Source organism: Acinetobacter junii, from assembly GCF_018336855.1.
GTDB lineage: Bacteria > Pseudomonadota > Gammaproteobacteria > Pseudomonadales > Moraxellaceae > Acinetobacter > Acinetobacter junii.
Genome location: NZ_CP059558.1, coordinates 1,957,917 through 1,980,855, shown reverse-complemented (window position 1 = coordinate 1,980,855; position 22,939 = coordinate 1,957,917). Strand labels below are relative to the sequence as shown.

Genomic DNA, 22,939 nt, shown 5'->3' with positions numbered 1-22,939 from the left:
AGGGGGATTTTTTTAGATGCTTAGCGCATTTTTGCCAAGAAACGGCTTAAACGATTGATTGCTTCACGTAATTCATTTTCTGCTGGTAAAAATACAACACGGAAGTGGTCTGGAGTTGGCCAGTTAAATCCTGTGCCTTGTACTAAAAGTACCTTTTCAGCTTTCAGTAAATCAAGCATGAGCTTTTCATCATCTTCAACTGGATAAATCTCAGGATCAAGTTTAGGGAAACAATACATCGCCCCATCAGGTTTCACACAACTTACACCTGGAATTTCATTTAACATTTCCCATGCAATATTGCGTTGTTCATATAAACGACCACCAGGGCGAATCAAGTCATTAATTGATTGATAGCCGCCTAATGCTGTTTGAATCGCATACTGAGCTTGATGGTTTGAACACAAGCGCATTGACGCTAGCATATCTAAACCTTCGATATAATCAGCAGCTCGTGCTTTGTCACCTGTAATCGCCATCCACCCAGCACGATAACCTGCAATTCGATATGCTTTAGACAAACCATTAAATGAAATACATAATTGATCACCAGCTAATGCTGCTAGAGCAACGTGTTCAATTCCGTCATAAACGATTTTGTCGTAGATTTCATCGGCAAATAAAATGAGATCGTATTTCTTCGCTAAAGCAACGATCTGTTCTAAAACGTGTCTAGGGTAAACAGAACCAGTTGGGTTGTTTGGGTTAATTACAACAATACCACGAGTATTTGGTGTAATTTTACTTTCCATATCTGCGAGATCTGGATACCAATAGTTTTCTTCATCACACTTATAGTGGATTGCTGTGCCGCCTGACAGATTTACCGCAGCTGTCCATAAAGGATAGTCTGGCATTGGAACAAGCATTTCATCGCCATCATCTAGCAAACCTTGCATTGCCATTACGATTAATTCTGAAACACCATTACCTACATAGACATCATTGACATGCATGTCAAAGACGCCTTTTTGCTGATAGTACTGACAAATGGCTTTACGAGCAGGGAAAATCCCCTTTGAGTCTGTATATCCAATTGCATTCGGTAGGTTTAATGCTACGTCATTAATAATTTCTTGTGGTGCTTCAAAACCAAAAGGTGCAGGGTTGCCAATATTTAGCTTAATAATTTTATGCCCTTGCTCCTCCATTTCATTGGCGGCGCGTAATACTGGTCCACGAATGTCATAACATACATGCTCAAGCTTTGAAGACTTTTTGATTTGTCGAGGCATTTGAGCTGAGTGGGATGTAGCAGTATTTTTAGGCATAGCGGGATTCACTTTTGCATATCGATATAGATAACTTTTAAATGTTTCAACTGTAACCAGATCAAGATCATGTTGATCTCTCAGTAATTCAACAATTTTTTCATGCGTAAAACCAGATTGTTGATACTGTCTGATGGTTGGTAATAGATTTTTAAAAACCACACTTTTTTTCTGTGACATTTTTTGTCCAATACAACCGCGCTGAACAAGAATACCACTATGACTGCTTACTTGAAAGGTGTTTTAAATGAAAATTGCTTACTTGTGTAAAAATATTTTGCTTACTATTTGCTATTTTAATATAAGTGCTTAAATTACGATAAATTACACATTGAAAGACTAGAGTTTTTTTTTTGAATGGCGTAAATATAAAGCATGATCATCAAGATATTTTTTACAACAAAATAATAGGTGCTGGCTATGGGAAAAGTGAATAAAACAGATCGAGAATGGCAAAGAGAGTTGTCACCAGAAGAATATCGTATCACTCGTAAAAAAGGCACAGAACCCGCATTTACAGGTCAATATTGGAATAGCAAACAACATGGCATTTACGTATGCCGTTGCTGTGGTGCTGAGTTGTTTTCTTCAGAAACGAAATACGACAGTGGTTCGGGATGGCCAAGTTTCTATCGACCGATTGATAATACTGCAATAGAAGAGCACGAAGACATATCACATGGTATGGTCAGAACAGAAATTGTCTGCCATGATTGCGATGCACATTTGGGCCATGTGTTTGAGGATGGTCCACAGCCGACAGGACTGCGTTATTGCGTGAATTCGGCATCATTACAACTTAAAACAGAAGAAAAGAATGACGAGGAAACGTATCCATGAGTAACATTTATCAGTTTGAAGCTGAATTGTTAGAGGGAGAAACAAAGGCGCTCGCTGATTATAAAGGCAAGGTCATGCTGATTGTGAACACCGCAAGTAAATGCGGTTTCACTCCGCAATTTGCAGGACTTGAGAAGCTTTACGAAAAATATAAATCTCAAGGATTAGAAATTTTAGGGTTTCCTTGCAATCAATTTGGAGGGCAAGATCCAGGGACAAATAAGGAAATTGGGAATTTTTGTCAAAGGAACTATGGTGTAACTTTTCCAATGTTTGCAAAGGTTGATGTGAAAGGGCCGGAAGCACACGTTATTTTTAGATTTTTGACACGTGAGGCAAAAGGTATTTTGGGTAGTCAAAATATCAAATGGAACTTCACAAAATTCTTGGTTGGTCGTAATGGAGAAGTTTTGGGGCGTTATGCACCGACTACTAAACCTGAAGCTTTAGAAGCTGATATTGAGAAAGCTTTGGCGAAAAAGTAACAATAATATAAGTGTTAAAAAAAGACGGTCATAAGACCGTCTTTTTCACATACAGATCAAAGCTGTTCAACCGCTTGATCTTTGGTTTTTCTAAAGCTATGCAGCTTGCGATTAATATCATCAATAAAGGTATACACCACTGGAATAACCAATAAAGATAAGAAAGTGCTAGTGATTAAACCACCAATTACTGAAATTGCCATTGGTGCACGGAAGCTTGGATCTGTTCCGATACCCAAAGCGATAGGTAGCATACCTGCACCCATAGCAAGGGTTGTCATAATAATCGGGCGCGCACGTTTATGACAGGCATCAAGCAAAGCATTAAATCGTGAATAATCTTTCTCTTTTCTTGCGATGATCGCGTAATCGACTAAAAGAATAGAGTTCTTACTTGCAATCCCCATCAGCATAATTAGTCCAATCAAACTTGGCATTGAAAAGCTGCTTTTTGCCAAAAGCAACAATACAAATGCACCGCCCAAAGACAATGGTAATGCGACCAAAATGGTAATAGGTTGTAAGAAGTCTTTGAATAAGAGCACTAAAACGACATAGATACATAGCACCCCTGTGAGCATTGCCAATCCAAAGCTTGAGAAAAGCTCCTGCATCACCTCAGCATCACCAATATTGGTACGTTTCACAGTAGGTGGTAAGTTTTTCATCGTTGGTAATTGATCAACTTTTGCTGCTACATCACCAAGCGGTTGGTTATTCAACTCAATATTAAAATTAATATTGCGCAGGCGATTGAAACGATCGATTTGTGATGGACCGCTTTCAATATTGACATCAGCAATTGTACCTAACATCACTGGACCATGACTTCCTTTAATCATTAAGCGTTTAATCAATTCCTGATCTTGACGTGCAGAAAGCGGAAGTTTGATCACGACAGGAACTTGTCGTTGCGATAAATTTAATTTTGCTAGGTTTTGGTCGAAATCACCTGCAGTGGCAATCCTCAGTGTTTCTGCGATATCAAAAGTTGTAACCCCAAGATCAGCTGCTTTAGCAAAATCTGGGCGAATAACCAACTCTGGACGAATGAGTGCTGCACTGGAAGTAATACTGCCGATGTTTGGAATTGTGCGTAATTCGCGTTCCAGCTTACGCGCTGTTGAGATAAGAGCTTCAGGATCGTCACCTGATAAGGCGAGTTGATATTGGCTATTGTTCCCTGCGATACCGACTTGAATACGAGCACCAGGTAAAGGAGCGAGTCGCTGACGTATTTCACTTTCGATTTCTTGCAAACTTAAGCTACGATCTGAGCGCTCTGAGGTTTGGATTGTTAGAGTTGCTTTTCGAGGTTCACTGGATGCACCACCAGAAAAAGGATCTGAACCAGCTGCACCACCACCGATGGTTGTATAGATGCTTTTGATTTCTGGATGATCTTTAATAAGATTTCGTGCGTATTCAGCAGTTTTTAAGGTGTCTGCGAATTGTGAGCCTGGAGTGAGTTCTAATCTTACTTGAGTTTGTCCTGTGTCAGGTGGTGGAACAAAACCTGTAGGTAGAAGCGGAATCAGCATAATTGAGCCGATGAAAAACAGAATAGCACCACCAAGCGTAACCCAACGGTGATTTAGACACCACGTGACTAGACGCATATAACCACGCATAACACGACCATCTTTTTCTCGGTCACGTGCAAGCTTGGATGTCCCTTGATCATTTAATCTATCTGCATCTGAGTTTTCTGCTGTGTTCTCAACTTTGCCAATCCAAGGCTTCAGAATATAAGCTGACATCATTGGTGTTAATAATCGAGCGACTAAAAGCGAGGCAAATATCGCTAGCGCTGCTGTCCAGCCAAATTGAACAAAGAATTTTCCTGCGATTCCGCTCATGAATGCCGTGGGAAGGAATACAGCAATCAATGTAAATGTGGTTGCAATAACAGCCAGTCCAATCTCATCGGCTGCTTCCATAGCAGCTTCATATGGTGTTTTACCCATCCGTAGATGCCGAATGATATTTTCAATTTCAACAATTGCATCATCCACCAAGATACCCACGACGAGTGACATAGCGAGTAGTGTTACTGTGTTTAAGGTAAATCCAAAATAGTACATGCCGATTAAGGCAGGCAAAATAGAAAGAGGTAAAGCAGTTGCTGCAATAATCGTAGCTCGCCAATCGCGTAGAAACAGCCAAACCACTAAAATTGCAAGAATTGCACCTTCATAAAGTAGTGACATTGAACCTTTATAGTTGTCAGCAACAGGCTTAACGAAGTTAAAGGCTTCTGTGATTTTGATATCTGGGTGAGATGCCTTAAGCTTATCTAATGCTTCAATAACGCCTTTTTCAACATCAACTTCACTTGCACCTTTACTTCGTGTGATCTCAAAACCGATTACTGGTTGTCCATTCAGTAATGCTGCTGAACGTCGTTCCGCTATTCCATCTCGAATTGTAGCCACTTGATCAAGTCTGATATGTCGACCATCACTTAAAGCGATATCCATGGCGCCAATTTCAGCAGCTGTTTTTACAGTTGCAATCGTACGAATGGATTGTTCACTGCCACCAATCTTGGTTTGTCCACCTGAAGCATCTTGTTGAACCAAACGAAGCTGGCGAGTGATATCAGTTGCAGTCGCATTGAGTGCCAGTAATTTTTCAGGATCGAGTTCGACTTCAACTTGGCGGGTGACACCACCAACACGAGCAACAGCACCCACACCTTTAACCTGTAACATAGCACGAGCAATATCGTAATCCACGAACCATGAAAGAGCTTCTTCATCCATTTTAGGGGATTGGATGGTATAGGTGAGGATAGGTGAACCAGATAGATTAATTTTACTAACAATCGGGTCTCTTAAATCAGCAGGTAGATCTGAACGTACTTGTGAAACAGCATTACGCACGTCGTCAACAGCTTCTTGCAATGGCTTTTCCAGCTGAAATTCTGCGGTGACTGTCACAACACCATCTTGAATGTTGGTGTACTGATTTCTTAGACCTTGTAGCGTTGCAATTGAGTTTTCAATTTTTCGAGCAACTTCTGTTTCTAACTGTGGTGGAGCTGCGCCTGGTAATGCGGCGGAAACAGTCACCATCGGTAATTCAATATCAGGGAATTGTTGTATTTTCATCCAGTGAAAACACAACAGACCTGCCAATCCAAGCATGATGAATAAAAGAATTCCTGGAATTGGATTTCGGATTGACCACGCTGAGAAATTCATTTTATTTCTCCTGCGATTTTACAAGCTTTTGAGTAAGTGGCGTTTCAGGAATTGCTTGCGCAACATTCACTAAATCACCATCAGTCAAGAAACCTGTACCAGAAGAAACCACTTTTACATTTAACGGAAGATCTAAGATTTCAACTCGATCATTCTGTCGACGTCCTGTTGTTACTTTTTTCTGTGTTACACGGTTGTTTTGATCAAGTACAAAAACATAGGAAAATCCATCACGGAGCAGTAGAGCGGTCTGAGGAATGGTGATCGCTGTTTTTTCACCTAGATCAAACTCTCCCTTTACAAACATTCCCATACGAATTGCTTGAGTTGTTGGCAAATCAACATATACCAAACCATAACGTGTTTGAGGATCAATTACTGGTGCAATCATTCTAACTTGCCCCGTCACTTTAGGTTGTGAAGGATCAGGTGAAATAACGTGAGCAGTCATGCCTTGTTTAAGTTTGTATAAATCTGTTGTTGTAACTTCAGCTCTCCATTCCAAGCGATGATCTCTAATCAAGCGGAATAATTCTTGACCTGTTTGTGCTAAAGAGCCAACGGTTGCAGTTCTAGCAGAAATGACACCGTTGTCAGGAGAAACGACTTGTGTTTGGGCTAAGCGCAGTTGATTGCTTTCAATTTGTGCTTTTGCTGCATCTAAACGTGCTTGAGCTGTTGCTTGTGATGTTTGATATTGTGTTGATTCTTGTGCTGAAATAGCACCAGTATTTTTTAGCTGTTGAATGCGCTTATTATTGGTAATTGCATCAGCCAAGACAGCTTGAGCTTCTGCATAGCTTGCTTTTGCTGCCGCTAAATCAGCACGAATAGTTTCACTATTAATTTCAGCTAAAATTTGACCACGTTTTACTTCATCACCGACATTTACATTCACGCGTGTCAATCTCTGTCCAGATAGCTCACTGCTAATTACAACTTCTTGCCAAGCTGCAATATTTCCATTCGCAGTAAAAACTTGTTTCCAGTTTTGTTGTTCTGGTGAAACTACTGTTACGGTCAGTGCAGCTTTTTGAGTGTTTGTTTGAGCATTTTTTTGCTTATCATCTGTATCTGAGTTTTTACTTGAACTCGTTTTCCACATTAAAAATGTAACGGTGATAAGTACAATAATGATTGCAGCAATCAACCAAACCTTTTTCTTTGTATTTTGTGAAGTTTGAGGAGCCATCTTTCCATAGTCACCAAATTTTGATGCCTAAGTATAGACGAACATTTCAACAGATGGTCAATAGTTAATAGACAGATGAATAGCTTTTAAATGCACTATATGTCGGGAGACAAATGAATGGAAAGCGGCTACATATTATGAATATTTAAAGAGGTAATAAGCGGTTGATCACCACATTTTTCATCACAATCGTTGAGGTGAGTCGTTGCACATTTGGTAATGCCGATAAACTATCATCATAGAGTTTTTGAAAACTAGCTAGATCTTTGGCAACCACATGGAGAAGATAATCAGGATTACCAAACAGACGTTGTGCTTGAATAACGTTGGCTATTTCACTGACTTTTTCTTCAAATTGAGATAGTGCGCTTTTATCTCCATCTTTAAGTGTCACAAAAATGATGGCTGAGAAGTTAAATCCAATTTGAGATGCTTCCAAATCCGCATGATAGCCTTTAATCACACCAGATTCTTCCAAAGCTTTCACTCTACGGTGGCAGGGAGACAAGCTTAGACCTACTTTTTCAGCGAGTTCTGTGATAGATAGTCGCCCATTTTTTTGTAATTCAGCAAGAATTTTCTTATCTGTGCGATCCATTTAGAAGAATCTCCTGAATAAATAGAAATAAAAGAAATTAATTAGGAAAACATTTTAACCATTTAAGCATATTCTCTCCAATAGATTTTTCAACACATGGTTGAAATAAAAATTCATTTCAATCGTAGTATATTGAAATAAATAGAGTTATGGATATGGATTTAAATGTAATTATTGCCTTTTGGTGTGTTTCAATCTTGTTTGTTTTAACACCTGGTGCTGACTGGGCGTATGCAATATTGGCGGGAATAAAAGGGAAGTTTATTGTTACAGCAGTTTCAGGGCTTGTACTGGGGCATTTTTTAGCGATTTTGTGTGTTGCAGCTGGTGTTGGCACTTTAGTTAGTCATTATCCAATTTTATTGACATCTTTAACGATTGTTGGTGCATGTTATTTACTGTGGATGGGTATAAGCTTGTTGATTCGACCAGCCACCATCTCAAGTACTGAACAACAGACATCTGCGTTTGATTCAGCAAAGTCTTGGTTCGTTAAAGGTGTGGGAATTAGTGGTTTAAATCCGAAAGTTTTATTGCTCTTTTTTGCACTATTGCCGCCATTTATTCACCCAAACTTGCAGTTTTCAGCTACAGCTCAGATCCTTTCTTTAGGCATTATTCATTTAATTAGCTGCGCAATTGTTTATGTATTGGTTGGATTGGCAGCAAAGAAACTATTAAGTACCAGACCCCATGCTGTTAGGGTGGTCAGTCGAATTTCAGGTACGTTGATGGTTTTGATAGCTACAATTCTAATTATTGGTCAGGTTTAAGTTTTATTTCGGAATCTGTAATAAAAATCACTTACAGATTCCGAACTCATTGTATTTAAAGAATTGCTTTTAGGCGTTTAACAACTTCTTCACATTGAGCGAGATCAGCAACTAAAGCCATGCGCACGTGACCTTCGCCTGGATTACCTTGTTCAGTATCACGAGATAAATAGCGACCTGGAAGAACTTTGATATGTGCTTTTTCCATTAATATTTGAGCAAAAGTTTCATCATTGTCAACTTTTAACCAATAGTAGAATCCAGCATCTGGCTTTTGTAGTGGTAATAAATGACCAAGTTCGCTTTGGAATAATTCAAATTTCGCACGGTATTGTTGGCGGTTTTCTTCCACGTGTGCTTCATCATTCCATGCTGAAATAGATGCAAGCTGATGTTGAACAGGCATTGCTGCGCCATGGTAGGTGCGATACTGTAAATAAGGTTTTAATAATGCTGCGTCGCCCGCAACGAAACCCGAACGCATACCCGGAAGGTTTGAACGTTTTGAAAGTGAATGAAATACGATGCAATTCTTATAGTCATCACGTCCAATTTCAGCACAGACTTCTAAAAGGCCAATTGGTGCTTGGTCAAACCAAAGTTCTGAATAACATTCATCAGAAGCAATAACAAAACCATATTGATCAGACAGTGCGATTAGCTTCTTAAATTGTTCTTTTGAGAGTACGGTTCCCGTTGGATTTCCTGGTGTACATACAAACAATAAAGCTGTTTTTTCCCAAACTTCTGCAGGTACAGCATCAAAATCGCCTAAATAACCATTTTCTTCTGTACAGTTAATGAAATATGGTTTTGCACCAGCAAGTAACGCAGCACCTTCATAAATCTGATAAAAAGGGTTTGGCATTACAATATAAGGCGCATCTTCTCTTTTAATCAAAGCTTGTACAAAAGAAAAGATTCCTTCACGTGTGCCAGAAACAGGCAAAATATGTTCTTCTGCACTGATTTGATTCAGTGAAAAGCGATTTGTAAGCCATTTTGCAATACTTTGGCGCAGCTCAGGTAAGCCCTTACTGTTTGGGTAGGTTGATAAATGTGCAAAGTTATCAATAATTGCTTGTTTAACGAACTCAGGTGCAGGATGTTTCGGTTCACCAATAGACAATGGAATCAAAGGTAAATTGGCTGGTTGCACATTTTTAAAAAGTTGATTTAACTTTTCAAAAGGATACGGATGCAATAAAGACAAGCTAGAGTTCATTTAAACAGTTACCGAACAATAAAAATTAAGAGGGTGGATTACAAATTTGGTTTGATGCTTCATCGAGAGCCGCTTTTAGTGTCTCAGCAAAGAGTTTGACCTCTTCATCAGTTAACAACACACCATTTTTTTTGGTCACAAAGAAAATATCTTCAGCACGTTCGCCTAGGGTAGCAATCCTCGCTGAGTGGATATCTAAACCTTGTAACATGAAGAGAGCACCAATACGTGCAAGTAAACCGGGTTGGTCAAGTGTTGATATTTCAACCATATGCTGTTGTAAAGCAGGGTTTAGTGCGATATCGACAGTGTTCTGAACATCGAAATGACGCAAATGTCTTGGGATACGGCGTTGCATGATACCAGGGTATTGGTCAGGATGGCTGAGTGCTTCAACCAATGCCAATTTCACTTTTCGTTCCCGTTCTGGGTCAGTCAGTAAGGTGCCAAAACGATCTAAGACTAAATATGTGTCTAAACTAAAAGCAGTACTTGCCGTAATAATTCGGGCGTCTTGAACATCAAGGTTCATACGATCTAGTACGGCTACTGTTGTGGCAAATAAGTTTGGTTGATCACGGGTATAAATAAAAATTTGTACTGCATCTTGCGCAGCATTACGGTGAGCACGTAACAATACCAACGGAGCAGGGTTATCCCCGTGCTGTAATATTGCTTGAGTATGCCAAGCGATTTCATTTGCAGATTCTTTTACAAAGTATTCATCGCCAAGTTCTTGCCAAACCTTTTCTACTTCAGCGAGTGAAAAATCATTCACTAATAATTCACTTGCAGCGAACTTGGTATCTTCAATCAACATTTGATAATCAACTGGTCGACCTAGACCTGAACGAATCACATCACGTGCATAGGTATACAACTGGCGCATTAATGAAGCACGCCATGTATTCCACAGTTTTGGATTTGTCGCATTGATATCTGCAACCGTAAGGGTGTATAGATAATCAAGATGCTCCATATCACCAACTTTTTCAGCGAATTCCTTCACTTCATCAGGGTCAGAAATATCTTTTTTCTGAGCAGTGAGTGACATCAGTAAGTGATTGTTGATTAACCATGCCACAAGTTTACATTCACGTTCAGTAAATCCGTGTGTGCGACAGAATTCAATGGCATCCAAAGCACCGAGTTCACTGTGATCACCGCCACGACCCTTGGCAATATCATGGAAGATTGCAGCAAGATAAACGATGTCATGACGTGAAATACGTTGAAACACTGAACTCACTACAGGAAACTCTTTCGCAAATTCAGGCTCTTTAAAACGACTTAAGTTACGTAGCAGTAATAAAGTATGAGCATCGACTGTATAAATATGGAAAAGATCATATTGCATCAGCCCAGTAATTTGACCGAAAGCAGGGATGTAATTACCTAATACACCATAACGTTTCATCGCGACCATAGTGTCATATAAATCGGGTGAACGAATAATCGACATAAAGAGTGCTTGATGCTCTGGATTATCGCGGAAGCGTTGATCGATTCGTTTAGCTGCGAGCACAAGTAGTCGTAATGTACGCGCACGAATCCCTTTTATTTCAGGACGATTGGCGAGTAAATAGAATAACTCTAATATTGCACTTGGCTCTTCAGAGAAAACTTTGTGGTGCTGTACTGCGAGTTTACCATCTACGATTTTGAAACGTTCATTGATGTCTTCGATTTGACGTTCATAGTCTGGTAAACGAGGGGTAATCACTGACTCGTTAAAATATGCTAAAAGCATTTCGTTCAGTGTTGAAACTTGCTGTGCTGTTCGATAGTAACGTTTCATGAATTGTTCAACGCCATAGTTGGCAGGTTGACCTTCTTCACGAACATAGCCAAATTTAGCAGCTATCTCTCTTTGATGATCGAATAAAAGTCTATTTTCATCACGTTTAGCTAAACGATGTAAATGGCTACGAATTTCCCATAAGAAGCTCTCTGCTTCTTCTAAAACTGCAAGTTCAAATTCTGTAATAAAGCCTAAATGCACAAGATCATAAATACGATTTACACGAAAATGGCGTTTAGCAATCCAACCAATTTGATTGATGTCACGGATACCGCCAGGCGCATTTTTAATATCTGGTTCGAGATTGCTTTCAGTATTATTGTGTTGAGCATAACGCTTAGCTTGCTCTTCCATTTTCGCATCATAGAAGGTTTTATCCGTCCATGTCTGTGCAACAATTCGACGTGGCCATTTTGCTAAATTTTCATTACCTGTGATCAAGCGTGCTTCAATCAAGGTAGTAGCGACTGTTAAATCATTTGATGCTTGATCAACACAGTTTTGAATCGTGCGTACACTGGTACCTGGTTTAAAATTACCAACATCCCATAAAGAGGAAATGAAAGAAGAAATAAGCTTTTCATGTTCTTCACTGATCTCATCCTCAGACAAGATCATAATATCTGTATCTGAATATGGCAGCATTTCGCGGCGACCATATCCACCTACAGCGAACAAACCTAAATTCGTTTGATCTAAACCTGCATGATTCCATAAAAAAATCAATGCTTCATCAATAGAGTTTGATCGAGCTTTAATAACTTCACGAATAGATTGCCCATTTTCATAACTCTCTTGTAATTGCTTTTCTACATCGGTTCGCCATTGGTTAATAGCTTTAATATCATGATGACTGGTGACATAGTTCAACAATGGAGATGTATTGATCATGAAAATGGGTCTACTCAATTTAGGTTAAACGTTGGTTTGAACATTCACTTGATCTGCGGCTTGTTTTGCCAGTTCACGAGCCAAGTCTGTATTTTCAGCACGTGCCGTAGCAACACCCATACGGCGGCGTTTAAAACCTTCAGGCTTACCAAACAAACGCAAGTCAGTGTTCGGGTTTGCTAAAGCAAAATTCAAGCCAGTAAAACTAAGATTTTTTGCATCAACACCCGCATAAATCACTGCACTTGCAGCAACACTATGGCGTTCAGTATTGACTGGTAATCCTAGAATCGCACGTGCATGAAGTTCAAATTCACTTTGGAACTGAGAAGCGAGGGTAACTAATCCAGTATCATGAGGACGAGGTGATACCTCACTGAACCAAACTTTATCGCCTTTAATAAATAACTCTACACCGAAAATACCACAACCACCCAAAGCAGTCGTAACTTTATTAGCAATTCGTTTTGCTTCTTGTAAAGCTGCAGCAGTCATTGCTTGAGGTTGCCAGCTTTCTACGTAATCACCAGCATCTTGGCGATGCCCAATTGGATCACAGTAATGTGTTTCAATCTCACCAGTTTGAGGGTTTTTCGCACGAACTGTAAGTAGGGTGATTTCGAAATCAAAATCTATTTGTGATTCAATGATCACCGTGCCTTGATTAACTCGACCACCTTGCATTGCATAATCCCAAGCTGCATCAACTTCCTCAAAGTTTTTTACTCGAGATTGGCCTTTGCCAGAAGATGACATAACAGGTTTTACAAAGTTTGGATAACCAATATCATCGCATGCAGCACGGAAGCTTTCCAAAGTACTCGCGAAACGATATGCAGAAGTTGGTAAACCAAGTTCTTCAGCAGCCAAACGGCGAATACCTTCACGATTCATCGTAAGGTTTACAGCTTTTGCTGATGGGATCACCGTTGCCGTTTGAGACTGTTCGATTTCGACGAGAACTTCAGTCGCAATTGCTTCAATTTCTGGAACGATTAGATTAGGTTTGATTGTTTCAATCAGTTGTTTTAATTCGGTAGGATCAGCCATATTCAAAGTATATGAATAATGAGCAACTTGCATAGCAGGTGCATCGTCGTAACGATCAGCAGCATGAACTTCGACACCTAAACGTTGTAAAGATATAACAACTTCTTTACCTAGCTCTCCAGAACCTAACAGTAAAACCTTAAATGCAGAAGATTGAAGTGGAGTTCCAAGAGTGACGCTCATGCGCATAATCCTATCCTGAGTAATTTGTGTTTAAGCATAGCAGAACTTTTTGTTGAATTAAGCTCGCTAGGAACAAAAATACTAGGTTTTTGTTAGACAAATAATGGCTTTAAGTTTCTTTATCCAAGATGGAAAGACAACTATTTATATAAATTAAATGATTTTATTGAGTCTAAAACGATTAATGTCATAGCTGCATGATAATGTGTCAACAGCCGTTGAGAATTATGACTAAATTGACTAGCATAAAGACAAAATTTTTCATCGGCGAATTGATATGTTAAATGCAAGAGTTCATCTTTTAGCAGCACTGATGATTTGTCCTTTTTTAGCTGCATGTGGTAACTCAAACAGTGAAAGCGAGAAAAAGGTTGAAATCAAACCAGCTCCAAAATTAACGAATGACGCTACAACATATGCAAATGCTGCTTGGAAGTTAATTAATGAGATAGATGTACTTGTATACAACAAGCAAGTTACTGATATCGAAGAGAAGGTGAGAAAGCCTATCCGTCAGTTGAGTACAGATTGGCGTATTAATGTCAAAATGACTGATTCTGTGACGGAAGGGAAATATGCTTTATGTCGTAAAGCGCTCACAAGCCTAGATAGTTGGGCTAGAGATGTTAAAGACAATGCAAATAACTCAGGTCAGAAGCAATCAGATTATGAGCGCGATAAAGCCCAGTGTAAGGATGCAATTGATAATCCAGCATTAGGTAATACTTCACCGAAGTAAATTTAAATTTGCGCCTAAAGCGAGAATACGATTTTCGCTTTAGGTTTTATGTAGCTTCTATTTTTCAAATTTTTTATTTTCAGGTTTTTAGATTGCTCATTATTAGAAAAATAAATCTGGGATATCAAACAAAGAATTTATTTTTAATGATTCAGATTATTCACAGCAGCTAAATGTCTCAACCCATCTAAATTTATAACGATGATTTTTTTAAAGCCTAATTGAATGATTCCTTGTTTTTCGAAAGCATTCAATTCTTGATTTACAGTTTGCCTAGAGACTGTCAGCATATTGGCAAGTTGATCTTGTGAGATTTGAATATTTAGATCTTGAATGGATGAACGGTTACCGTAACCTTCTAATATAAATAATAAGCGTTGAGCAAGACGCTGACTGATCGTTTGAGTCTGAATTGCAATTTGCTCTAAAAAAACATAGCGAAGTTTTTGACTGGTCAGTAGGGCAAAGAAATACCAATAATAGGGATTTTTAGATAAAAACTCGTTCAGAGGTTGAGCTGGGATTTGAAGCACAACACTTTTTTTCAACGCAATAGCATCATGAGAGCGTGGTTGTTTGTCTATGAGAGAAATCTCGCCAAACCACATGATTGGTTCAGCGATAGCAGCAATTGCTTCATTACCGTTAACGTCTATATAACCCAAACTAATTGATCCATCGAGAACACCATACACACCATCAAATTGATCTTGAGCATTAAACACAGCGGCATTTTTTTCAATTATAAGTTTCTTACCATAATCCAAAATGAACTGCTTGAAAGGCTCTGCAAGATGACTAAACCATGAATTTTGCTGTAAATGGTGTATATTAATGGGATCTAACACTCTATTTCCTTTTAAAAATATAAATCCATTTGTCAGCTACATGACAATTTTATTTGCTGATTTGTAATAGATTAATAACATATAGAAATAATATGAGGAATTAAAAATGACAAATTTGGCGCGTCTACTCAGTCAGTATGCTGCATATCATTTGGATCAGAAAAATATTGTGACCCATTTTGTGGGCATTCCACTGATTGTTTTTTCAATTTTATGCTTAACTGCGCGTGCGGGTGTGGAAATATCAGGAGTTTCAGTGACTTTGGCATCGATACTGATTGTATTGAGTGCGATTTACTATATATCACTGGATAAGTTATTTGGCATTCTAATGTTGATTATATTCATCGCAGCATATCCACTTGCAGTAAAAATAGCCGTATTACCGATGTGGAGCTGGTTAGGAGCGAGTATCGGTATTTTTGTAGTAGGTTGGGTATTTCAATTTGTAGGGCATTATTTCGAGAAGAAAAAACCTGCATTTGTTGATGATTTGATTGGTTTAGCAATAGGACCTCTATTTGTATTAGCAGAGTTCGTTTTTCTACTTGGATTCCGTAAGCAATTACATCAACGTATTTTAAAAGAAGCACAAATGAAACGTGCAGAAATGGATATGAAACCGCAAACAGCGTCTTAATTGATCTATTGCAAGTTAAAAAGCCAAGCTCATAACGACTTGGCTTTTTCATTTACTGATTCTAAAAGCTTGATCTAATTGCTAAGCTTATTTTCGGTTTAGGTTGATGATTTATTATTAAAGAGCAAATGACAGGAATTTATGAATATTGGTCCTTACCTGAAAAATTAGAAATTAAATGTCCATGTTGTTGTGTCGGTAAAGCTAATTTCGAATTTGCCAGAATAGCCAAGATAACAATCAAGAAAGATGTCGAGTATTTCCAACAACATGCTGATTTTGAATATGAGCGCTTTCAGGATAGTTGCGGAGCTTATTGGCATGCTGCATTTTATTATCCAAATTTATCAATTCCGATTGAACAAATTCAAGACTTACCTAAAGGCTATGATGCAACAGTTTGGCATGCACGTTATTCCAGACTAAGTCATGGAGGAGTCGTTTGCGAATCATGTAATTGTCAACAAAAGCATCATTTAAACTGGCCGAATGATGCTTATTACACTGTGATGTATAAACAGCAAGTTTTATGGGCGTTTCATCGTGAGGCTGCTTTGGATCTGTATCATTATCTAAATGAAAACCTAAGAGACCACAAAAATTATCGACATTCTTTCTTTTTATTACATATCCCAACTATCTTTAAGCAGAAAAAAGCGAGATTGCATGTCACGCAACAATTGAAAAAGTTATTGTTATAAGTTGTTTTTAAATTTAAGTGGTAATAAAAAAATAAAAAAACCGCCAATCAGGTCAAATTGGCGGTTTGGAAATCAAAACTTTGATTTATACGTTGAAACGGAAGTGAAGGACATCACCGTCTTGAACGACATAAGTTTTACCTTCTAGACGCCATTTTCCTGCTTCTTTCGCGCCGTTTTCACCGTTGTATTGAATAAAGTCATCGTAAGAAATACATTCTGCACGAATAAAACCTTTTTCAAAATCAGTGTGAATCACACCAGCCGCTTGTGGCGCAGTCGCACCCACTTTAACTGTCCAAGCACGAACTTCTTGTACGCCTGCAGTAAAGTATGTTTGTAAGCCAAGTAAGCTATAGCCTGCACGAATCACTACGTTTAGACCTGGCTCTTCCATACCCATTGCTTCTAAGAATTCAGCACGGTCTTCATCTTCAAGTAATGAAATTTCGGCTTCGATCTGATTGCAAAGTGGTACAACGATTGCATTTTCTTCAGCAGCAAGTTTTTTAACTGCGTCAAGATGTGGGTTGTTTTCAAAACCATCTTCTGCAACGTTGGCAATATACATGGTTGGTTTAAGTGTCATTAAACCAAAACCACGAACAGCTTTACGCTCATCATCTGATAGGTCAGCGGCACGAGCTGGTTTGCCTTCATCGAGTAAAGGTTGGATTTTTTCTAATGCTGCTTTAGTGGCAATTGCATCTTTGTCACCGCCTTTAGCTGCTTTAGTTAAGCGTAGTAATGCTTTTGCAACAGTATCAAGGTCAGCAAGTGCAAGTTCAGTATTGATGGTTGCGATGTCATCTAATGGGTCAATTTTACCATTTACGTGAATCACGTTTTCATCTTCAAAACAACGTACTACGTGTGCGATTGCATCAGTTTCACGGATGTTTGCAAGGAATTGGTTACCCAGACCTTCACCTTTTGAAGCACCAGCAACCAAACCTGCGATATCAACGAATTCCATCGTAGTTGGAATAACACGTTGTGGTTTAACAATTGCTGTAAGTTTGTCTAAACGTGGATCTGGAACAGGAACAATGCCTGTGTTTGGTTCAATGGTACAGAACGGAAAGTTTTCAGCAGCAATCGCTGCCTTTGTTAATGCATTAAATAATGTAGATTTACCTACGTTTGGCAGACCAACAATACCGCAATTAAAACCCATGAAACCACTCACAAATGTGTTATTTAAAAATTGTTGCTGATTTTACATGAAAGCCATGACAAAGTCAGGTCATGGCTAGTGAGGATTCATAATTCAGGATCAAACTTTTCGTTTATCGAGTTGTTTGGCAATATTATCACCTGTCGTTTGTACCAACATGACCAAAACAATTAGGACCAAAATTACCGCCAGCATGACTTGCATATCAAAACGCTGATAGCCATAACGATAGGCAATATCACCGAGCCCACCTGCACCAATCGCACCTGCAATGGCAGAGGAACTGATCATGGTGACAATAGTCACGGTAAAACCTGCAATAATTCCGGGTAATGCTTCCGGAAGCAGCACGTGCCAAAGAATCTGCTTACGGTTACAGCCCATTGCTTGTGCTGCTTCAATCAACCCTTGATCTACTTCACGTAGACTGACCTCCGCAATACGGGCGAAGAACGGAATCGCAGCAATGGTTAAGGGCACAATTGCAGCCAAGACGCCGTAACTGGTGCCGACGATCCATCGGGTAAATGGAATCAAAGCCACCATCAAAATAAGGAAGGGTACAGAACGGGTAATATTAATCACCCAGCCTAATGACTGATTAATTTTCTTGGAAGGATAAATCCCAAAATCTGCAGTACTCACCAAAATTAAGGCAATCGGCAGACCAATTAAAAAGGCGAGAATCGCAGAAACACCGACCATGATTAAAGTATCGGTCGTACCTGTCAGTAGCAGATCAATGAGTTGATTGTACATAACCGATCACCTCAAGTTGTGTAATTGCAGGATGTTTTTCAGATTGTGAGTGGTTGAGACCAAATTCGAGATTGCGAATCCCGATGATCAATGAGCCGATGGTACGCTGCTGAATGCTATCAATTTGACTGTGATAAACTTGAACTGGACTATTAAAGCCATCCAATAGCTCATATAAATCAGGCACCGATTTCGATTCACTAACATATTTCAATTTTAAAATCTGATGCGTACTCTGAGGCAGAAGGGTTTGGCTCAACTCAAAGGGTAAATTCACCTGTTCAAAGTTGAGTAATTCCTGTGTGATCTGTTGTTGTGGATTGGAAAATACCGACCAGACTTGTCCAGCTTCAACAATTTCACCCTGATCAATTACAATCACCTGATCGCAAATTTCTTGGATAACCTGCATTTCATGCGTAATCAAGACAATGGTTAAACCGAGGTCTCGGTTGATCTGTTTTAATAAGGACAGAATATTGGCAGTACTTTCAGGATCAAGTGCTGAGGTGGCTTCATCACAGAGCAGGATTTCAGGCTGAGAAACTAAGGCACGCGCGATCCCAACACGTTGTTTCTGTCCACCAGACAGTTGAGCAGGGTAATCATTTCGCTTTGCCTCTAATCCCACCAGCGTCAGTACCTCACTGACCCGCTGTTCGATCTCAGCCTTGTCATAACCCGCAATACGTAGCGGTAAAGCCACGTTTTCCCACACAGTTTTGGCAGACATTAAATTAAAATGCTGAAAAATCATGCCAATTTTCTGCCGGGTCTTGATCAACTCGGCATGGTTGAGTTCAGCAATATTTTGTTGATGAATCAGGATGCTGCCAGTATCAATCGACTCCAGTCCATTGAGGGTGCGGAGTAGGGATGATTTACCAGCGCCACTTTTCCCGATAATCCCAACAATCTGTGCTTTGGGAATATCAATATTAATGTCTTTTAAAGCATGTAAGCGTTGGCCCTGTACATCATAAAACTTATTTAAACCGCGTATTTTCAGATGCGGGACTGAAAAATCGACCTGTGAACCAAAACTCACCATGATTGTTCTCCTTATTTCCAACCTGGGAACCACAACGTTGGACCGAAATCGCTATCCAAGGCTGCTTTAACTTTTGCTGAGTTTTGATAAATCTCGACAAATTTCTGTAGCTTGTTGTCTTTGTCCTGATAATCATCACGAACCACAAATAAAATCGCATAACGTTTATTGGTGTTGTCATCAAACAATAAGGCACTTTCAGGATCAGCCGTTTTGGCTAAACGTAAGTAATGTGGATAGCCAAAAGCGAGATCAACATCATCAATGGCACGCGCAGTTTGCGGGCCTTCAACTTCGGTAAATTTCAGGTTCTTCGGATTCGCGGTAATGTCCTTCAGTGCAGAAAGGTGATTATTGCTGTCTTTCAGCTCAATCAACTTAGCTTGTTGCAATAGCAATAAAGCACGCCCTTGATTGACAGGATCATTCGGAATCGCAACAGTTGCACCATTCGGAAGTTCATCAAAACTTTTATATTTTTTTGAATACAGTCCAACATGTGAAGCCGCACCCGCAGCAAATGACTTTAATTTAAAGCCAGTTTCTTTAATGGCATTATCCAAAAAAGGTTGATGCTGGAAAAAGTTCGCATCAATATCGCCATGATTCAAAGTGATGTTTGGGGTATTCCAGTCTGAAAACTCGACCAATTTGACATTCAAACCTTGTTGTTTGGCTTCATCTGCTGCAACTTGCAGTGGATGAGCAAAAGAAGGACTGATCCCAATCACCAGTTCACTGCTATGGTTCTGTCTTTGTTTATTCCAAATCAATAAGGCAATAATCGCAACGACGACGACAAGGCCAATACCGAGCCATTTTTTAGAGGCTGTTTGAGCCATATATTTCTCCAATTCTTTTCTTTAATGTTAAGCACTAATTTCTTCAATTATTTTTAGGGTATCTGTGTTGTTATGCGGTCTACATCGGAACTGATCGGCAGGATGGCTGGCAGCTAAATGATCGCCTTGGGCAAAAAGCTTATTGCGTAATGAACCTGTGGCATATTCAGTTTTATAACGTCCACGTTGTTGTAACTCTGGAATGACCAGTCGAATGAAATCTTGATGCGATTCAGGTGCAACCGTACGCGTCAGGTTAAAACCATCAATACCAGTCTGATCAAGCAGATCAATCAGGTATTCCGCAACCTCAGCACCACTCCCTACAATTAGGGGATAACGTCCACCCAGCACATGTTGGGCTTTTAGATCATTTTTGCTGATGCGCTGTTCTTTAAATTTCTCATTGACTGAAGCAATACTGTTGCTCTTTTGATAAGGAATCGTTTCATCATCTGCAAACTGTGAAAGATCAATCCCGACTGAACTGGCATAATGCGCTAAACCTGCTTCAGGGCTGGCATATTGGCGATATTCAGCCAGTTTTTGCTGTGCAAGTTCATGTGTTTCAGCCACAATCACGGTAATGCCGACAAAGATTTTAATCGCATCTTGATCTCGACCTTGCTGTGTTGTTTGTAGACGTATTTTCTTGACTTGTTGACGAATCTTTTCTGGTTGATCACCACCAATAAAAATACATTCGGCATGACGCGTGGCAAACTGCAGTCCTTTCGGTGAAGCACCTGCTTGGAAGAGTGTTGGGGTACGTTGAATCGAAGGCGCAACTTGAAATACACCTTGGCTTTGATAATATTGACCTTGATGATTGATCGAGTGAACCTTGTTCGGGTCAGTAAAAACGCGCTGTTGTTTATCTTTCTTTAAGGCATTATTTTCCCAAGAACCTTCCCAATATTGATAGCAAAGTTGTAAAAACTCCTCGGCTTGATCATAGCGTGCATCATGATCTTTTAAACCTTTTTGCCCAATTAGCCGTTCGGCACTATCTAGATAGCCTGTGACAATATTCCAGCCCAAACGACCTTGGGTCAAATGATCAAGACTGGCAAAACGCCGTGCAAATTGATAAGGCTGTTCATAGCTAAGATTGACCGTGACGCCGAAACTCAAACTCTGCGTGACCAAAGCCATCGCCGAAATTAGAGTGGAAGGATCATGACTTGGTAACTGAATCGATTCTTTCAGGGTGAGATCAATGCCATTCTGATAGACATCATAAACACCTGTAATATCTGCAAGGAATAAGCCATCAAATAAACCTTGTTCTAAAGTTTGTGCCAATTCAGTCCAATAACTCAGTTCATTAAAGCGATGTGATTGATCACGCGGATGCGTCCATAAGCCATGATTGATATGACCGACACAGTTCATATCAAAGGCATTTAACAAGATTTTTTTAGCAGTCGTTTGGCTCATTACAAAGTCCCCCGACGTGGAGGCAGAATGCCATTCAACACATAATTACCGATAAAGTAATATTTCCAGCGTGCAGCATCATGCAAGGTGTGTACACGTGCATTTCGCCAATGACGATCCAACCCATCTACACGTTGACTGCCACGACTACCAGCTAATTCAATCAGTTTTGATGATGCCTTTAATGCAGTTTCCGTACTATGCGCACGTATTTTTGCCACATCAATTGAGGCTTTGGCTAAAGTTTCCGCATTGAGATCCTGTTTGGCGATATCTACAGATCGAGCTGCTTGTTTGAGGAGTAATTCGCTGGCTTTGACATCGGTTGCCACACGACCCAGCTCAGATAGGGTTAAGGGGTCTTGAGTGGCGGAATCAATATTGGCATCAATCCATGGGCGGGCAACACGTACACGTTCTAGGGTTTCTTCAAAAGCAGCACGAGCAATCCCGACTTCAATCGCGGCATGCATGATTTGAGCAAATGGTCCTACCAAAGATAGCTGCTTAAAGGCGGTATCAAAAGGAATCACATCCTCTTTGGCAACAAAGACCTGATGAAATTTGACTGTACCGCTGCCAGTAGTCCGTTGCCCAAAGCCAGACCAGTCATCAATCAGTTCTAATCCTTGACTGTCTCTTTGTACAAAAGCCAAAAATTCGCGTCCAGATTCATTCACCACTAAGGTTGGAATACGATGGGCGAATAGGCTACCAGTGCAATAGAATTTTTCCCCTTGGATCAGATAACCGTTTTCGCTTGGAATCAATGTGGTTTGCTTATGTGCAGAGGTACGTGTTTTAAATTCAGCCAGTGCATTACCAAAACGCGCACCTTGTAACACTTCTTGATAGAGGCGTTTCTTTTGCGCTTCCGTACCAGTATTGCGCAATACTTCCAATGCATAAAAATGGTTTTGTGGAATCTGACCGATTGAACCATCCGCACCGCTAAACAGGGCAATCACTTTAGCTACGGTTAAGCTTGAAACTTCTGCACCACCATACTGTTTAGGTACGGTAATCGCCCATAAACCTGACTGGCTATAGGCTTCAATTTCTCTAAATGGCAAGTTTCGATTGGTATCACGTTCCACAGCATTTTGTTTAAACTGTAGACTGAGTTGAGTTGCAATTTCTAGGGCTTCTGCATCGTTTTGAATAATACGCGCTGCTTTAATATGGGTTTTGGCAAAACCTTCTAATTCTTGATATGAGGTCATGATG

The 22,939-nt window shown here is 39.7% G+C and carries 20 protein-coding genes; 6 read left to right on the top strand and 14 right to left on the bottom strand.

Annotated elements, in window-relative coordinates:
* Positions 1-20: 20 nt before the first annotated feature.
* Positions 21-1,451: a pyridoxal phosphate-dependent aminotransferase gene (locus tag H2677_RS09290; RefSeq protein ID WP_151958978.1), complete on the bottom strand. Its 1,431-nt coding sequence runs from the start codon at positions 1,449-1,451 to the stop codon at positions 21-23.
* A gap of 240 nt (positions 1,452-1,691) precedes the next feature.
* On the opposite strand from H2677_RS09290, the gene msrB reads away from it, so the two are divergent.
* Positions 1,692-2,111 (top strand): peptide-methionine (R)-S-oxide reductase MsrB, encoded by a 420-nt coding sequence (gene msrB, locus H2677_RS09285; protein WP_212638376.1) that lies wholly within the window; start codon positions 1,692-1,694, stop codon positions 2,109-2,111.
* The gene (locus H2677_RS09280) at positions 2,108-2,596 is read left to right on the top strand and encodes a glutathione peroxidase (RefSeq protein ID WP_004954840.1); all 489 of its coding nucleotides are present in this window, start codon (positions 2,108-2,110) and stop codon (positions 2,594-2,596) included. Before msrB ends, H2677_RS09280 begins: the two co-directional genes overlap by 4 nt.
* A 56-nt stretch (positions 2,597-2,652) precedes the next feature.
* On the opposite strand, the gene H2677_RS09275 is transcribed toward H2677_RS09280, so the two are convergent.
* The 3 genes from H2677_RS09275 to H2677_RS09265 form a co-directional block, all read right to left on the bottom strand.
* Positions 2,653-5,802, bottom strand: a complete 3,150-nt coding sequence (locus tag H2677_RS09275) for an efflux RND transporter permease subunit (protein ID WP_212638375.1) — start codon at positions 5,800-5,802, stop codon at positions 2,653-2,655.
* A 1-nt stretch (position 5,803) separates the two neighbouring features.
* Positions 5,804-6,994 (bottom strand): efflux RND transporter periplasmic adaptor subunit, encoded by a 1,191-nt coding sequence (locus tag H2677_RS09270; protein WP_212638374.1) that lies wholly within the window; start codon positions 6,992-6,994, stop codon positions 5,804-5,806.
* Between the two features lie 145 nt (positions 6,995-7,139).
* Complete coding sequence (locus H2677_RS09265) at positions 7,140-7,592, bottom strand: Lrp/AsnC family transcriptional regulator (protein WP_004962624.1); 453 nt, start codon at positions 7,590-7,592, stop codon at positions 7,140-7,142.
* Positions 7,593-7,747: 155 nt separating this feature from the next.
* Here H2677_RS09265 and H2677_RS09260 point away from each other — a divergent pair, with 155 nt between their 5' ends.
* Positions 7,748-8,365 carry a LysE family translocator gene (locus H2677_RS09260; RefSeq protein ID WP_004954827.1) on the top strand — a complete coding sequence of 206 codons (618 nt, stop codon included), beginning with the start codon at positions 7,748-7,750 and terminating at the stop codon, positions 8,363-8,365.
* Between the two features lie 55 nt (positions 8,366-8,420).
* Here H2677_RS09260 and dapC read toward each other — a convergent pair whose 3' ends face one another.
* From dapC to purT, 3 genes are read right to left on the bottom strand one after another with little or no spacing between them, the layout of a single operon-like run.
* Positions 8,421-9,590 carry a succinyldiaminopimelate transaminase gene (gene dapC / locus H2677_RS09255; protein ID WP_212638373.1) on the bottom strand — a complete coding sequence of 390 codons (1,170 nt, stop codon included), beginning with the start codon at positions 9,588-9,590 and terminating at the stop codon, positions 8,421-8,423.
* Positions 9,591-9,615: 25 nt separating this feature from the next.
* Complete coding sequence (gene glnD, locus H2677_RS09250; RefSeq protein ID WP_004911835.1) at positions 9,616-12,282, bottom strand: [protein-PII] uridylyltransferase; 2,667 nt, start codon at positions 12,280-12,282, stop codon at positions 9,616-9,618.
* A gap of 24 nt (positions 12,283-12,306) precedes the next feature.
* Positions 12,307-13,524: a formate-dependent phosphoribosylglycinamide formyltransferase gene (gene purT, locus H2677_RS09245; protein ID WP_212639602.1), complete on the bottom strand. Its 1,218-nt coding sequence runs from the start codon at positions 13,522-13,524 to the stop codon at positions 12,307-12,309.
* Positions 13,525-13,792: 268 nt separating this feature from the next.
* Here purT and H2677_RS09240 point away from each other — a divergent pair, with 268 nt between their 5' ends.
* A complete protein-coding gene (locus H2677_RS09240; protein ID WP_004911833.1) occupies positions 13,793-14,254 on the top strand; it encodes a hypothetical protein in 462 nt (153 codons plus the stop codon).
* A 143-nt stretch (positions 14,255-14,397) separates the two neighbouring features.
* Here the strand turns inward: H2677_RS09240 and H2677_RS09235 are convergent, their stop codons facing one another.
* Positions 14,398-15,102, bottom strand: a complete 705-nt coding sequence (locus tag H2677_RS09235; protein WP_212638372.1) for a Crp/Fnr family transcriptional regulator — start codon at positions 15,100-15,102, stop codon at positions 14,398-14,400.
* Positions 15,103-15,208: 106 nt separating this feature from the next.
* Between H2677_RS09235 and H2677_RS09230 the strand changes: the two genes are divergently transcribed.
* Together H2677_RS09230 and H2677_RS09225 are read left to right on the top strand one after the other, a co-directional pair.
* Complete coding sequence (locus H2677_RS09230; RefSeq protein ID WP_212638371.1) at positions 15,209-15,742, top strand: Mpo1 family 2-hydroxy fatty acid dioxygenase; 534 nt, start codon at positions 15,209-15,211, stop codon at positions 15,740-15,742.
* A gap of 128 nt (positions 15,743-15,870) precedes the next feature.
* Entirely contained in the window at positions 15,871-16,443 is a 573-nt protein-coding gene (locus tag H2677_RS09225; protein ID WP_212638370.1) for a hypothetical protein, read from the top strand.
* 85 nt (positions 16,444-16,528) lie between these two features.
* Here the strand turns inward: H2677_RS09225 and ychF are convergent, their stop codons facing one another.
* The 6 genes from ychF to H2677_RS09195 all read right to left on the bottom strand — a co-directional run bounded on the left by ychF (position 16,529) and on the right by H2677_RS09195 (position 22,935).
* Positions 16,529-17,620 (bottom strand): redox-regulated ATPase YchF, encoded by a 1,092-nt coding sequence (gene ychF, locus H2677_RS09220; RefSeq protein WP_004911821.1) that lies wholly within the window; start codon positions 17,618-17,620, stop codon positions 16,529-16,531.
* Positions 17,621-17,719: 99 nt separating this feature from the next.
* The gene (locus H2677_RS09215; protein ID WP_004911818.1) at positions 17,720-18,379 is read right to left on the bottom strand and encodes a methionine ABC transporter permease; all 660 of its coding nucleotides are present in this window, start codon (positions 18,377-18,379) and stop codon (positions 17,720-17,722) included.
* Positions 18,360-19,430 (bottom strand): methionine ABC transporter ATP-binding protein, encoded by a 1,071-nt coding sequence (locus H2677_RS09210; RefSeq protein ID WP_212638369.1) that lies wholly within the window; start codon positions 19,428-19,430, stop codon positions 18,360-18,362. The genes H2677_RS09215 and H2677_RS09210 overlap by 20 nt, the downstream gene beginning before the upstream one ends.
* 11 nt (positions 19,431-19,441) lie before the next feature.
* Positions 19,442-20,272, bottom strand: a complete 831-nt coding sequence (locus H2677_RS09205) for a MetQ/NlpA family ABC transporter substrate-binding protein (RefSeq protein ID WP_169111052.1) — start codon at positions 20,270-20,272, stop codon at positions 19,442-19,444.
* 27 nt (positions 20,273-20,299) lie between these two features.
* Positions 20,300-21,712 (bottom strand): LLM class flavin-dependent oxidoreductase, encoded by a 1,413-nt coding sequence (locus tag H2677_RS09200; protein ID WP_212638368.1) that lies wholly within the window; start codon positions 21,710-21,712, stop codon positions 20,300-20,302.
* A complete protein-coding gene (locus H2677_RS09195) occupies positions 21,712-22,935 on the bottom strand; it encodes an SfnB family sulfur acquisition oxidoreductase (RefSeq protein WP_212638367.1) in 1,224 nt (407 codons plus the stop codon). The genes H2677_RS09200 and H2677_RS09195 overlap by 1 nt, the downstream gene beginning before the upstream one ends.
* Positions 22,936-22,939 lie beyond the last annotated feature (4 nt).

What these genes read in the sequence shown, in the direction of transcription:
- ychF (WP_004911821.1), bottom strand. Translation starts at nt 17,620, where the DNA reads ATGGGTTTTAATTGCGGTATTGTTGGTCTGCCAAACGTAGGTAAATCT.
- H2677_RS09275 (WP_212638375.1), bottom strand. Translation starts at nt 5,802, where the DNA reads ATGAATTTCTCAGCGTGGTCAATCCGAAATCCAATTCCAGGAATTCTT.
- glnD (WP_004911835.1), bottom strand. Translation starts at nt 12,282, where the DNA reads ATGATCAATACATCTCCATTGTTGAACTATGTCACCAGTCATCATGAT.
- H2677_RS09225 (WP_212638370.1), top strand. Translation starts at nt 15,871, where the DNA reads ATGACAGGAATTTATGAATATTGGTCCTTACCTGAAAAATTAGAAATT.
- H2677_RS09270 (WP_212638374.1), bottom strand. Translation starts at nt 6,994, where the DNA reads ATGGCTCCTCAAACTTCACAAAATACAAAGAAAAAGGTTTGGTTGATT.
- H2677_RS09260 (WP_004954827.1), top strand. Translation starts at nt 7,748, where the DNA reads ATGGATTTAAATGTAATTATTGCCTTTTGGTGTGTTTCAATCTTGTTT.
- H2677_RS09290 (WP_151958978.1), bottom strand. Translation starts at nt 1,451, where the DNA reads ATGTCACAGAAAAAAAGTGTGGTTTTTAAAAATCTATTACCAACCATC.
- H2677_RS09205 (WP_169111052.1), bottom strand. Translation starts at nt 20,272, where the DNA reads ATGGCTCAAACAGCCTCTAAAAAATGGCTCGGTATTGGCCTTGTCGTC.
- msrB (WP_212638376.1), top strand. Translation starts at nt 1,692, where the DNA reads ATGGGAAAAGTGAATAAAACAGATCGAGAATGGCAAAGAGAGTTGTCA.
- H2677_RS09240 (WP_004911833.1), top strand. Translation starts at nt 13,793, where the DNA reads ATGTTAAATGCAAGAGTTCATCTTTTAGCAGCACTGATGATTTGTCCT.
- H2677_RS09195 (WP_212638367.1), bottom strand. Translation starts at nt 22,935, where the DNA reads ATGACCTCATATCAAGAATTAGAAGGTTTTGCCAAAACCCATATTAAA.
- H2677_RS09265 (WP_004962624.1), bottom strand. Translation starts at nt 7,592, where the DNA reads ATGGATCGCACAGATAAGAAAATTCTTGCTGAATTACAAAAAAATGGG.
- H2677_RS09230 (WP_212638371.1), top strand. Translation starts at nt 15,209, where the DNA reads ATGACAAATTTGGCGCGTCTACTCAGTCAGTATGCTGCATATCATTTG.
- H2677_RS09200 (WP_212638368.1), bottom strand. Translation starts at nt 21,712, where the DNA reads ATGAGCCAAACGACTGCTAAAAAAATCTTGTTAAATGCCTTTGATATG.
- H2677_RS09280 (WP_004954840.1), top strand. Translation starts at nt 2,108, where the DNA reads ATGAGTAACATTTATCAGTTTGAAGCTGAATTGTTAGAGGGAGAAACA.
- H2677_RS09215 (WP_004911818.1), bottom strand. Translation starts at nt 18,379, where the DNA reads ATGTACAATCAACTCATTGATCTGCTACTGACAGGTACGACCGATACT.
- dapC (WP_212638373.1), bottom strand. Translation starts at nt 9,590, where the DNA reads ATGAACTCTAGCTTGTCTTTATTGCATCCGTATCCTTTTGAAAAGTTA.
- H2677_RS09210 (WP_212638369.1), bottom strand. Translation starts at nt 19,430, where the DNA reads ATGGTGAGTTTTGGTTCACAGGTCGATTTTTCAGTCCCGCATCTGAAA.